A 12079-nucleotide genomic window follows, 5' to 3' on the forward strand; every position below is an offset into this window, starting at 1 on the left:
TTTATTGACAATCACATGGACGATTGACAGACTGTCAAAATTATTTTGACAACGGCACTGCCATGGACGTCAATTCGCTGACCCTGCTGGTCGATATCCTCGACGCGGGCAATCTGAGCGAGGCTGCGCGCCGGCTGAAAATGAGCCGCGCGAACGTGAGCTATCACCTGAACCAGCTTGAGCGCTCGATTGGCTTGCAACTGGTCAGGCGCACCACGCGGCGCGTCGAGCCGACCGAGATCGGCCTGCAGTTATACGAGCACGGCCGCACGATCCAGAACGCGTTGCTCGCCGCGCGCGAATCGGTCACGACCCTCGGGCAAACCCTGCAGGGCCGCGTGCGGCTCAGCGTGCCGAGCGGCTACGGTCAACTGGTGATGTCCGACTGGCTGATCGCGTTCAAGCGGCTTTATCCGGGCATCGTGCTGGACGTGCTGTTCGAGAACCGCGTCGAAGACCTGATGCGCGATGAAGTGGATATCGCCGTGCGCGTGATGTCCGAGCCGCCGCAAAACCTGGTGGCGCGCGACATGGGGCCGGTGAGCTATGTGGCGTGTGCATCGCCCGAATTTGCGGAAACGCATGGCATGCCCGCGAAACTCGACGATTTGCGCACCGCGCCGCTGATTACCGCTGCCGTGGTCGGCAAGCAGTTGCGCGTAGCCGCTTATCTGCGAGACGAACGGCACGAAGTATTGCTGGAGCCGACCATCATCTCCGAGAACTTTCTGTTTTTGCGTCAGGCGATACAGGCGGGGTTGGGAGTAGGGCTAGTGCCCGATTACGTCGTGCAGGAAGACCTGAAACGCGGTGACGTGGTGACCGCACTCGACGAGTGGCGCTTAAGCATCTTCGGCACGCATATGTACATGCTGTATATGCCGAACCGGCATCACACGCGCGCTGCTGCGACTTTTATCGAATTTATCCTGCAGCAGGCGCATGGAAGCGGTAGAGGGGGACCGGTTTAGAGGCTGTTTATTGAGGGCGAAGCCTGCGTCCAATGGCGGTCTTGACCAGCGGCACACCTACTTGCAGAAGTTTGCGAACGCCTTCATCGCGTCCGACTTTCTGCACCGCGTTATCGATCATCGTTTCCATGACGCTGGCCGGATAGAAATCGCGGAACAGACTGTTGGCGCCCAACGTGGCGAACACGTGATGCAGAAACGAGCCCGCAGGCGGTCCGATTCTTTTGAACAGCCCCATCTTCACTACACGGTTATTCCAGAGGTGCAGCGTATAGGCGCTTTTGCATAAGGCCGAACACTCGTCCATATACTTGGGCAGAAAAACCTTGTAGTAGTCGTCGAAATGGACTGGATAGAAAACACTTTCGGGCAGCCCCGCCTTGACGCCATAGACAGAGGTGAGAAGACGCGGACCGGTATCGCCCCAATTGATGTTGGTCCCTTTCATTGCTTCGACGCGCCTGACCAGATCCTTCAAACGCGCGTTAGCCGGATCGAGTCGCAGTAATGCGGTGCAAATGCTGGTTGGCGATTCCTTGCCGATAAGATCGCCGGCTAGCGCGAGATCGAAATCACGCAGTAGAAGCATGTCGGTATCGACCCAGATCTCGTCGGTCTTCGTGAACATCTCAAAGCGGAAATAGTCCGTGAAATGCGCCATCGAAGGCACGCCGTGAATCGGGAAATCGTTCAGTGAATCAGACGAGAGAATGACGCTGGCGTCTTTTGCAACGACGCCTTTCGGCAGATTCTTGACTTCGTGATAACTGTATAAAGCGACCTCGTTACCGTAAGCGGTGAACGATCTCAGGCACGCCAATTCATAAGGGGAAAGATCAGGGCCATGCCAGAACGACGCAAATCGCGCTTTGCTCATAAAGTATCCTGAAGAGGCCATTCTGTTGAACGGGACAGCGCCCGGTGACGACAAGCGAGAGTGACGGGCAGAGGTATTCAGGCAGCGCATCGTGGCAAGCCGTTCTCCGGATAGTAGTTAGTCGGGCAGATTTATCGCATTGCACAATCGGCGTGAAATGCACATCAGTTGTCGCGAATCGTTGAGGTTGTCGGTAAATCAGGCCGGGAAAATGGGTGCGCATGTCATACATGCCGAATTCAATCTGCTGATTTCAAATGCGTTGACGGCATTAGCAAATGATTGCTTAAAAGTGATACATATAGATGCATCGATTTAAAGACACCAAGGAGACGCGATGAATCTCGACGGCCAAACCTATGAATCGCTGACAGAAAACTTCGCGTGGCGCATTCCCGAGCGCTACAACATGGGTGTCGACGTCTGCGATAAATGGGCCGATGGTTCACGCCGCCTCGCGTTGATCTACGAAGACCCTGAAGGCAACGCAACGCGCTACACGTTCGACGAATTGAGAATGTTGTCCGATCGTTTTGCGAACGCGTTGCTGACGTGTGGCGCGCAACGCGGCGACCGGATCGGCATCTTCCTGTCGCAGTCGATCGAAACCGCCATCGCGCATCTCGCCGCGTATAAGGCCGGTATGGTGGCCGTGCCTCTGTTCGCGCTATTCGGTGTCGATGCGATCGAACATCGTCTCGGCGACAGCGGCGCAGTGGCGTTGATAACCGATCAGGCCGGCGTGCGGAAGATCGACGAAATCCGCGCTTCGTTGCCGGCTTTACGCGATGTGTTCAGTGTCGATATCGGACACGACGACGTTGTCGCCGCCGCGCCGGTGCATTCGTTCTGGCATGCGCTAAATAGCGCGTCCGCTGGATTCACGCCTGCGGACACCAATGCAGACGATCCCGCCGTCATCATCTATACGTCGGGGACGACCGGCAAGCCGAAGGGCGCATTGCATGGTCACCGCGTGCTGCTCGGCCATCTTCCCGGCGTCGAGATGTCGCAACAGGGCTTTCCCGCGCACGCCACGTTGATCTGGACGCCGGCGGACTGGGCATGGATCGGCGGCCTGTTCGACGTGTTGCTACCGGCATGGCATCACGGCGTGGCAGTACTCGCGCGCCGCTTTGCGAAATTCGATGGTGAGGCCGCTTTTGATCTGATGGCGCGTCACGCGGTCTCGCATACTTTTTTGCCGCCCACTGCTTTGAAGATGATGCGTGGAGTCGAGCATCCCGAACGCTGGAACCTTGCATTGCGCTCAGTGGCAAGCGGTGGCGAATCGCTCGGCGAGGAACTGATCGGCTGGGGACGTCGGGCACTTGGCGTGACGATCAACGAGTTCTATGGCCAGACCGAATGCAACGTCGTGGTGTCGTCGTGCGCGGCGCTTTTCGAGCCGAGCGTGGGCGCGATTGGCCGCGCGGCACCGGGGCATCATGTAGCGATTATCGATGCGAATGGCGATGAGTTGCCACCCGGTGCAATCGGCGATATTGCCGTCGCCTCACCCGACCCGGTGATGTTTCTCGGCTACTGGCGCAACGAGGCCGCAACGCGCGAAAAATTTCGCGGCCGGTTTCTGGTGACCGGCGATCTCGGCACACGCGATGCGGAAGGCTTTATTCGTTTTGTCGGACGTGGTGACGATGTCATCACGAGTGCCGGTTATCGTATTGGGCCAGCATCGATTGAAGATTCTTTGCTGCGTCATCCGGCCGTTTCGATGGCTGCGGTAATCGGCGCACCAGATCTCGAACGTACCGAAATCGTCATGGCGTTCGTGGTGTTGAAAGCCGGTTTTGTCGGCGACGAAGCGCTCGTGCGCGAGATTCAGCAGCACGTCAAAACGCGGCTCGCTGCTCACGAATATCCGCGCGAGATTCGCTTCGTCGACAGCTTGCCGATGACGGCGACTGGCAAGGTGATTCGCAAAGCGTTGCGCGCGGAAGTCGGTAGCGATACGAGCACGCTCTCTTCGAAAACATGAAGACGACACGCGCGTAACCATTCGCCATCTCATTCACGCATTCGCTTTTGGCAAACAGAAAGACGACCATCGACGCACTGCATCGTTATCGGGTTTAGCCTGATGCCGTAATCCCCAGTGACCGTGCGTCGATGCCGTGTGCTGCGTTGCAACCTCACGCGACGTCCCGCCCATTAGCGATTGCATCTATCAATACGCGTAAAACGTAAGACGCTCGACGCGCTTGCAACATAGGGCAAGTCCCTGGAATGATTTAGCCGTGCATTACCACTCGCGTGAGTGGCCTCCTAAACTTCATTGAAACAGGAGGGGACACCGATGGCCAAACTCATCCACACGATGATTCGCGTGCAGGATCTGCCGCGCTCGCTGCAGTTCTATCAAAAGGCTTTCAATTTCGATGTGTCGCACCGGCTCGACTTTCCGGATTTCTCGCTCGTTTATTTGCGCAATGGCGAAGCCGACTCGGAAATCGAACTCACATGGAATAAAGGTCGCACAGAACCTTATTCGCACGGTGACGGCTACGGTCACGTCGCGTTCTGTGTCGACGATGCGAAGAGCGAACGCCAACGTCTGATCGATCTCGGCATGACCCCCAACGATCTGCGCGAATTTCACAATGACAACGGTGAATTGCTGGCGCGCTACTTTTTCATTCAGGACCCCGATGGCTACAAGATCGAAGTGCTGGAACGCTATGGCCACTATCAATAGAAAGTAATCCAGACGGCCGCCGCGCGTAGTTGCATTGCCCCACAAGGAGACAGACATGAAAACAACGGTCATTCCGATCGTCGAGTCCCATCGCGCGCGTCACGCGCATGATCACGATCATCCCCATGAACATGATGCTGCGAAGGCGGCCTCTGCGGCGTTGCGCATTCCTCTGACGAGGAGGGAACTGCTAAAAGGAACCGGCGTGTTAATGGGCACGCTCGCATTCTCTTCTGTGCTGTCCACGCTCGCACCGAGTCGCGCGTGGGCGCTCGAACTACAGGGTCTGGATACGCATCAAGGCGAGGTGATACTCGCGTTCACCCGTCAACTCTATCCGCACGCGACGCTCGACAGCGCGGTCTATGCACTGGTGGTTAAAGATCTCGACGCAAAAGCGAAAGCTGATCCGTCGGTGCGTCAGCAACTCGCGGACGGCGTCAAACAACTCGACGCAAAAGCCGGTTCGAACTGGCTCACACGCACGCCGGCTGCGCAGGCGGAAGACGTCGCAGCGCTCGCGGGATCGCCGTTCTTCAATACAGTGCGCAGCACGGCCGTCGTCTCGCTTTACAGCAACACGATGGCGTATGCGCATTTCGGCTACGGCGCATCGGAGGGCGATGGCGGTTACCTGACCAAAGGCTTCGACAGTCTTTCGTGGTTGCCCAATCCGCCGCCGGGTGCGAGCGGTCCGATTCCGACCGACAGCTAGAGCGTTGGCAACCAGTCAGGGCATCGAAAAAAACATCGGAGACAGAGCATGGATCAGGACAGCAACAAGGTGCGTTTTTCGCACAACGACGACAAGGTCGTCGTAATCATCGGATCGGGCGCGGGCGGAGGCACACTGGCGAACGAGCTGGCGCAAAAGGGTATCGACGTGGTCGTGCTGGAGGCGGGCAAGCTGCATACGCAGGCCGATTACGTGACAGAAGAATGGGCGTCGTTCCAGCAACTGGCGTGGCTCGATAAACGCACCACCTCCGGCAACTGGCGGGTCGCGAAAGACTTTCCAAATCTGCCAGCGTGGATCTGCAAGACCGTCGGCGGCACGACAACGCACTGGGCTGGCGCGAGCCTGCGTATCCAGCCGCACGAGTTCAAGGCGAAGACGACTTACGGCGATATAAAAGACACCAGTCTGCTCGACTGGCCGTTGACGCGCGAAGAACTCGATCCGTATTACGACCGTGCGCAGGCGAAGATGGGCGTGACGCGTACCAATGGTTTGCCTGGCTTGCCGGGCAACAACAACTTCAAGGTGATGTCGGCCGGCGCGATGAAAGTCGGCTACAAGGAATGCAACACCGGGCACATGGCGATCAATAGCATCGTGCGTGACGATCGCGCGCATTGCTTTCAGCGCGGCTTCTGTTTTCAGGGATGCCGCACTGGAGCGAAGTGGTCGACGCTCTACACCGAGCTGCCGCGCGCGCAGGCTACCGGTCATATGGAATTGCGCACACAGGCGCACGTCGTGCGAATCGAAACCGATGCGCGCGGCAAAGCGAAAGAGGTGCTGTACTACGACAGTAAGGGCAAATTGCAGCGGCAAAAGGCGCGCATTATCGCGGTGGCCGGTAATTCGATCGAAACGCCGCGGCTATTGTTGAATTCGCATTCGAGCAAATTTCCGCAAGGCCTCGCGAACGGCTCGGGGCAGGTGGGCCGCAACTATATGCGTCACACCACCGGCTCCGTGTATGCGGTGTTCAACGACAAGGTGGACATGTTCAAAGGCACCACGATGGCCGGCATTATCGAAGACGAGGCGGTGTTCAATCCGCAACGTGGTTTCGCGGGCGGCTATCACATGGAAACCATTTCGCTCGGACTGCCGTTTTACGCGGCGTTTCTCGACCCCGGCGCATGGGGGCCGACCTTCACTCAGGCAATGGATCAGTACGCGTACACGGCGGGAATGTGGATTGTCGGCGAAGATATGCCGCGCGAGAGCAATCGTGTGACGTTGAATAGCGATGTGAAAGATCAATACGGCCAGCCGGTCGCCAACGTGCATTTCGACGACCATCCGAACGACGAAGCAATGCGCGAGCACGCGTACAAACAGGGCACGGCGGTGTACGAAGCAGCGGGCGCGAAGGCGGTGTATCGCGTGCCGCCATATCCGTCGACCCATAACCTGGGCACGGCTCGCATGAGCGCGCGCGCTGAAGACGGCGTTTGCAACAGCTTCGGCCAGACTCACGAAGTGTCGAATCTGTTCATCTCAGATGGCAGTCAGTTCACGACCGGCGCGGCAGAGAACCCGACGATGACGATCGTCACGCTGGCAATCCGCCAGGCCGATCACATTGCGTCGCAGATGAGTAAGCGCACCGTGTAGGCGCTGCGGAAGTGGAGTAGTGGAGGGCGGCGTCCGGGTTCGACGCAATGGTCGGACGCACGATGCCGGCGTATCTTGGCGATGACGGATGGCGTACTGTGGCGCATATCAATGGGCCACAGTACGCTGCGTCAAACAATGGAGTGCACGCCATGTGTGGGATTTACATCAACGCCGATCCGATACTGTATGAATCGCGTACCCGCTCGTTGCGGATTCACGGTGTCATCACCACGGTCCGTCTGGAGAATCTGTTCTGGGACGTACTGCATGAAATCGCCGCGCGCGAGAGCATGACGACAAGTCAATTCGCTGTGAAACTGTATGACGAATTGATCGCGCTGCGCGGCGAAATGCCGACTAATTTCGCGTCGTTTCTGCGCGTGTGCTGTTTGCGCTATCTGTCGATGCGTAAGGAAAACAGCACGAGCGCAACCGATACAACACCGGAGCTTGCAACTGTAGTCAACGAGACGAGACCGCGAATCCTGAAGACAGTTTGATCCGGTGCAATAGCATGAAGCTGTGATTACGGTGCGTCGTCTTCCGCGAAGACCGGGACGAAATCGACGTTCGGTATCACGAACGTTTCCTGTGCATTCGACCCTGGCCGCTGGTAGCTGACTACCGACGTATTCTTGCGCGCCGTTTGCACGCTCACCGTCATGCCCGGCTGAATATCGACGCAGCCGCCTGTTTGCGCTTCAGCGATTTGAGCGGGTGTCGCGGTGTCGCCGTGAGTGCGGCTGTTGCCGTCGGGAAGCGTGAGTTGAGCGAGTGCCTGAGTCGAAGTACACATGACGCCTGGCTTCGTGGCGATCAGATCGGCCGCCATAGCGTGATTGCCGAGCAAACCACTCCCTGCAATAAAAATAAAAAGCCGGGTATTGAACCGGGGGTTAAACATTTTTCAGTCTCTATTGTGCGGTTCAGGCGCGGATTATAGAAAACTCTCCGAAAACCGAATAGGCTTCGACTGCAGACATCGCGATCACGCAGGAAAAACGCAGCGAATCCGTAACGAATACGCAACAGGTGGCCCAGCGCCCACATGCTACGATGCTTCGCTAATCGCGTATAAAGATCGGAGACATAGATGCGCCTGGAGAGTGCCGCCCGTTTCGATGAACAGTTTGCGCCTCGAATTGCCGAGGCGATTGCCGCCTGTTTTCCCACCACCGTGCATACCGAAGTTCTGCCGTATGGCGGTCATGGTCATCCCACCCGCGTGCGGATTTACGCGGCACCGATTGAGGATATGGGCCACTATCCGCATCCATTGAATCTGTACTTAACCTGGGATAGCGACGAGATAGAGCGCCTGATGAACGAGCCGGGCGACGCCCGTTTCGCTAACTATCTCGCTGCGTTGCCTCGCAAACTGAAGGCGTGGACCCACGCGCGCGAACTGGATTTTCTGTCGCACACGCAGGGCGAGCCGGTGGCATTACTTGGCGGACTCGATTTCGAATCGTAAGAAACGCGCAATGTCTACGGCCCGTTGCGCGTTTTTACCGGCGGCCTAATCCAGCTTGAATTGCGTGACCGCGCTCGACAGACTCACCGCCTGACTCTGCAACGCAGTCGCCGCCGCCGTCGATTGTTCGACCAGTGCCGCGTTCTGCTGAACCATCTCGTCAAGCTGGCTAACCGCGCGATTGACTTCCTGAATACCGCGATTCTGTTCGCTGGCCGCCTGCGTGATTTCGGAAATGATCGTGGTCACGCTCGCGACGTTCGTGACGATTTCTGTCATGGTCTCGCCGGCCTGGCGAACCTGGCCCGAACCTGACGTGACGCTTGCCACGGTGGCTTCGATCAGCGCTTTGATTTCCTTCGCGGCTTGCGCGCTGCGTTGCGCGAGGCTGCGCACTTCACCGGCCACCACCGCGAAACCGCGACCCTGTTCACCCGCACGCGCCGCTTCAACCGCCGCGTTCAACGCGAGAATATTGGTCTGAAACGCAATGCCATCGATCACGCCGATGATGTCCGAGATTTTCACCGAGGCCTTCTCGATCTCACCCATCGTCGTAATCACTTCGGAGATCACCACTCCGCCGCGCGAAGCGACTTGCGATGCGGATACGGCGGTATCGTCGGCCTGTTTCGCGGCGCCTGCGGATTGCGTGACCGTCGCCGTGATTTCTTCCATCGACGCGGCGGTCTGCTGCAAACTCGCCGCTGCCGATTCGGTGCGTCCGGATAGATCGACGTTACCCGCTGCAATTTCATTGGCGGCCACGCGTACGGATTCGCTGGCGTCGCGAATCTGCCGCATTACGTGACTGAGTTTGTCGACGAAGGTATTGAACGAGCGCGCGATCTGCGCAACTTCGTCGTTGCCGATAGCGGGCAGTCGTTGTGTCAGATCGCCTTCGCCGGAGCCGATCGCGTCCATCGCATCGCGCACTGTCGACAGACGCTGAAACGAAACGGCCGTCACTGCGGCGACGATCACGGCGGCGAGCGCCGCAATCACGATCAAGGCGATCAACGAACTCGTCAGCGCCGAGCGCATGCCCGCAGTCGCTTCGCTTTTATCGAGCGCGACGACGACATACCAGTCGGTGTTCGGAATAGCCTGCGCGCGCAGCAGTTTCGTGCTGCCGTTCACGTCCATTTCCAGCGGACGATCGGCGCTAAAAAGCGCGGCGAGTTTGTCGCTGCTCAAGGCGGGTACGAGATCGGACACTGGCTTCAAAGTCAGCTTTGCATCCGGATGCGCAACGATGTGGCCGCTTGCATCGATCAACATGCCGAAGCTCGAAGGCGTCGGATGAATCGCCTTGACGTTGGCGATCACGCTGTCCATCGCGACGTCGCCGGAGATAACCGCTTTCACCGCGCCGTCGCGCACCACGGGTGCGGCGAACGCGACCACCAGCTTGCCGGTGCCCACGTCGACATACGGCGGCGTCACCACAGGCTTGCCCGCTGCAACGGCCTGCCTGTACCACGGGCGCCCAGTCGGATCGTAGTCGGCCGGAATGCCGGTCGCGTCGGAGAACTTCGCCGTCCTGTCCGCGAAACCTACGTACACATTGGTGAAGCCGCCGCCTGCCGCCGTCTGTTTCAACGCGGGGACCGGGTCGGCTTGCAGAACGGTGTCCTGCAACGAGTTGATCATCTGACTGTTGGAGGCGACCCAATCTGCGATGCCGTCGGCGTGGCCGCTCTCGACTGCGGTCAGGTTGCTATTGATTGCATCGTTGTTATACGAGCTGGTGACGACATAGTTGAGAGCCGCGTTGGCAGCGAGCGCGACCACCACGATAGCGACGCACAAGGCGACGATGCGCGCACGAATTGAGGAGAACATGTCGGGAGTTTTCTGGAGTGAGCGGTGAGCCGAAATCGGCGAGGCAGTGGCCTCATCCGCGTATACGGCGGTGCGCGCACAGACTTGAGCAGTGAATGCTTTCAGTTTCTTAAGCTTGTGCGCGAAGCCGCCAGCAGCGGTGCACGGCTTCTTTAAAAAATTTTTGCTGTGCGATGGTCTTTTCGGTCGATGCTGAAATAGTGGATGCGCTAAACGTCGGCCGTCGTTGTATCCGTATGACAATATCGCGAGCCCGCGCTACATCACCGGCGAATGCAGATGATGCGGATGGTCGAGCGTTTCCGCCACGATGTGCAGCGCCTGCTCGCATTCGTCGCGCGTTTTCGAGCCGCCGAGACAAACGCGCATTGCGTTAGGCGGATTGCCGTCGGTCGAAAACGCGGCGCCCGCGACTGCGGCGATTCCCTGATTGCGTAATTGGAGCGCGAGTTCCGACGCGCTCCAGCCGCTTTCCACCGGCACCGGCAGCCACAAATGAAAGCCGTCAGGATGCGCTTCGTAAGGCCACGTTTCCAGTACGCGCGACGCGATAGCCTGACGTGCGCGCGATTCGTTGCGGATTGCGTTGAGCATGTCGACAGCGGTGCCGTCGGCGATCCATTGCGTGGCGAGCGTCACGGTGAAGGGACTCGCCATGACCGTGGTCGCGCGCAATGCGCCGGCAAGGCGCTGCGTTTGCCGCGCGGTAGGCGCATGCAGATGCGCGACGCGCAAGCCCGCACCGAAGCTCTTCGATAAACCCGTCACGTAGTAAGTCAATTCTGGTGCAAGACTCGCGAGTGCGGCGGGCGCAGTTTGCGGCAGCATTGCATACGCGTCGTCTTCGATGATCGGCACGCTGTAGCGCAACGCGACATCCGCGAGTGCTTCGCGACGTTTATGTGTGAGCGTCAGCGTGCTCGGATTCTGCAAGGTCGGATTGCAATAGAACGCACTGGGTTTGTCCGTTTTGCACAGCGCTTCGAAAGCATGCGCGAGCGGACCTTCGTCATCGCGGGGGAGTGCCTGCAGACGCACGCCCAGTTGCGCGGCAATCGCCTTGATGCCGGGGTAGGCGAGCGTATCGAGGCAGATGGTGCCGCCTGGTCGTGCCAACTGGGACACGAGTGCGACGAGGGCGCTGTGAATGCCGGGACACACCAGCACGTTCTGCGCATCGCAATGCGGCACGCGTCGCTTGAGCCATTCGGCGCCCGCCTCCCTGTCCGCCGCCGAGCCGCCGAAATCCTGATAGCGCAGCAACTGGTACGGGTCGCTCGCGGCCATCTGGCGAGCGGCGGAATCGCGCAGACGCATCGCGAAATCGGGCGGTTCCGGCGGCGTGTTCATCGACATTTCGATGCTGCTGCCACCGGCCAGCGGCAACGTGGCTGTGCGGCCGCGCACGAAAGTGCCGCTGCCCGCGCGCGAATCGAGCAACCCACGCTTGCGTGCTTCCGCATAGGCACGCGCTACGGTCGTGTAGTTCAGCGCAAGTTCTTCGGCGAGATCGCGCAACCCCGGCAAGCGGTCACGCGGACGCAGCCGTCCCGTAGCGAGATCTTCTTCGATCAGATCGGGAATAGCCAGATAAGCCGGTTTGCGGATATCGGCGAGACGTTTGATCCAGTGATGCGTCGGGCTATTCATTGCGTGCGGGCTTCGTTTCGGGGTGAAAAGACAATGATCGGATTTTCAGGAGCTCAATGATCGGATTGATCGAGCATGGTGAATGACTGCACCATGCCGACACGTTGCACTGCGCGAATCGCACCCGGCTGGTGCGATTTATCGGCTTCTCCGGCGATCGCTCTGTACGTTCGAGCTATATGCAACCTTCGTG

11 protein-coding genes are annotated in these 12079 nt (G+C 58.7%); 7 read left to right on the plus strand and 4 right to left on the minus strand.

Annotation, left to right across the window (positions count from 1 at the left end; all coding sequences use genetic code 11):
• The first annotated feature begins 62 nt into the window (after nt 1-62).
• A complete protein-coding gene (locus tag ABH945_RS03920; protein ID WP_074764640.1) occupies nt 63-971 on the plus strand; it encodes a LysR family transcriptional regulator in 909 nt (302 codons plus the stop codon).
• A 7-nt stretch (nt 972-978) separates the two neighbouring features.
• Here the strand turns inward: ABH945_RS03920 and ABH945_RS03925 are convergent, their stop codons facing one another.
• A complete protein-coding gene (locus ABH945_RS03925; RefSeq protein ID WP_429250362.1) occupies nt 979-1848 on the minus strand; it encodes a hypothetical protein in 870 nt (289 codons plus the stop codon).
• 337 nt (nt 1849-2185) lie between these two features.
• Here ABH945_RS03925 and ABH945_RS03930 point away from each other — a divergent pair, with 337 nt between their 5' ends.
• The 5 genes from ABH945_RS03930 (at nt 2186) to ABH945_RS03950 (ending at nt 7417) form a co-directional block, all read left to right on the plus strand.
• Nucleotides 2186-3847 carry an acyl-CoA synthetase gene (locus ABH945_RS03930; RefSeq protein ID WP_429249777.1) on the plus strand — a complete coding sequence of 554 codons (1662 nt, stop codon included), beginning with the start codon at nt 2186-2188 and terminating at the stop codon, nt 3845-3847.
• Nucleotides 3848-4165: 318 nt separating this feature from the next.
• The gene (locus tag ABH945_RS03935; RefSeq protein ID WP_429249778.1) at nt 4166-4564 is read left to right on the plus strand and encodes a VOC family protein; all 399 of its coding nucleotides are present in this window, start codon (nt 4166-4168) and stop codon (nt 4562-4564) included.
• Between the two features lie 55 nt (nt 4565-4619).
• Nucleotides 4620-5279, plus strand: a complete 660-nt coding sequence (locus ABH945_RS03940) for a twin-arginine translocation signal domain-containing protein (RefSeq protein ID WP_429249779.1) — start codon at nt 4620-4622, stop codon at nt 5277-5279.
• Between the two features lie 48 nt (nt 5280-5327).
• Nucleotides 5328-6914, plus strand: a complete 1587-nt coding sequence (locus ABH945_RS03945) for a GMC family oxidoreductase (RefSeq protein WP_429249780.1) — start codon at nt 5328-5330, stop codon at nt 6912-6914.
• A gap of 152 nt (nt 6915-7066) precedes the next feature.
• Entirely contained in the window at nt 7067-7417 is a 351-nt protein-coding gene (locus tag ABH945_RS03950; RefSeq protein ID WP_429249781.1) for a ribbon-helix-helix domain-containing protein, read from the plus strand.
• Nucleotides 7418-7443: 26 nt separating this feature from the next.
• Here the strand turns inward: ABH945_RS03950 and ABH945_RS03955 are convergent, their stop codons facing one another.
• Complete coding sequence (locus ABH945_RS03955) at nt 7444-7821, minus strand: hypothetical protein (RefSeq protein ID WP_429249782.1); 378 nt, start codon at nt 7819-7821, stop codon at nt 7444-7446.
• A 189-nt stretch (nt 7822-8010) separates the two neighbouring features.
• Between ABH945_RS03955 and ABH945_RS03960 the strand changes: the two genes are divergently transcribed.
• A complete protein-coding gene (locus ABH945_RS03960; protein WP_074764626.1) occupies nt 8011-8391 on the plus strand; it encodes a DUF5594 family protein in 381 nt (126 codons plus the stop codon).
• Nucleotides 8392-8436: 45 nt separating this feature from the next.
• Here ABH945_RS03960 and ABH945_RS03965 read toward each other — a convergent pair whose 3' ends face one another.
• Together ABH945_RS03965 and ABH945_RS03970 are read right to left on the minus strand one after the other, a co-directional pair.
• A complete protein-coding gene (locus ABH945_RS03965; protein ID WP_429249783.1) occupies nt 8437-10236 on the minus strand; it encodes a methyl-accepting chemotaxis protein in 1800 nt (599 codons plus the stop codon).
• A 258-nt stretch (nt 10237-10494) separates the two neighbouring features.
• On the minus strand, nt 10495-11886 hold the full coding sequence (locus tag ABH945_RS03970) for a PLP-dependent aminotransferase family protein (protein WP_429249784.1): 1392 nt from the start codon (nt 11884-11886) through the stop codon (nt 10495-10497).
• Nucleotides 11887-12079 lie beyond the last annotated feature (193 nt).

This window comes from Paraburkholderia sp. GAS333 (genome assembly GCF_050435665.1).
Classification (GTDB): Bacteria; Pseudomonadota; Gammaproteobacteria; order Burkholderiales; family Burkholderiaceae; genus Paraburkholderia; species Paraburkholderia fungorum_A.

Bases quoted from the DNA above. Each gene is read 5' to 3' on its own strand.
- ABH945_RS03920 (WP_074764640.1), top strand. From the start codon at position 63: ATGGACGTCAATTCGCTGACCCTGCTGGTCGATATCCTCGACGCGGGC.
- ABH945_RS03925 (WP_429250362.1), bottom strand. From the start codon at position 1,848: ATGAGCAAAGCGCGATTTGCGTCGTTCTGGCATGGCCCTGATCTTTCC.
- ABH945_RS03930 (WP_429249777.1), top strand. From the start codon at position 2,186: ATGAATCTCGACGGCCAAACCTATGAATCGCTGACAGAAAACTTCGCG.
- ABH945_RS03935 (WP_429249778.1), top strand. From the start codon at position 4,166: ATGGCCAAACTCATCCACACGATGATTCGCGTGCAGGATCTGCCGCGC.
- ABH945_RS03940 (WP_429249779.1), top strand. From the start codon at position 4,620: ATGAAAACAACGGTCATTCCGATCGTCGAGTCCCATCGCGCGCGTCAC.
- ABH945_RS03945 (WP_429249780.1), top strand. From the start codon at position 5,328: ATGGATCAGGACAGCAACAAGGTGCGTTTTTCGCACAACGACGACAAG.
- ABH945_RS03950 (WP_429249781.1), top strand. From the start codon at position 7,067: ATGTGTGGGATTTACATCAACGCCGATCCGATACTGTATGAATCGCGT.
- ABH945_RS03955 (WP_429249782.1), bottom strand. From the start codon at position 7,821: ATGTTTAACCCCCGGTTCAATACCCGGCTTTTTATTTTTATTGCAGGG.
- ABH945_RS03960 (WP_074764626.1), top strand. From the start codon at position 8,011: ATGCGCCTGGAGAGTGCCGCCCGTTTCGATGAACAGTTTGCGCCTCGA.
- ABH945_RS03965 (WP_429249783.1), bottom strand. From the start codon at position 10,236: ATGTTCTCCTCAATTCGTGCGCGCATCGTCGCCTTGTGCGTCGCTATC.
- ABH945_RS03970 (WP_429249784.1), bottom strand. From the start codon at position 11,886: ATGAATAGCCCGACGCATCACTGGATCAAACGTCTCGCCGATATCCGC.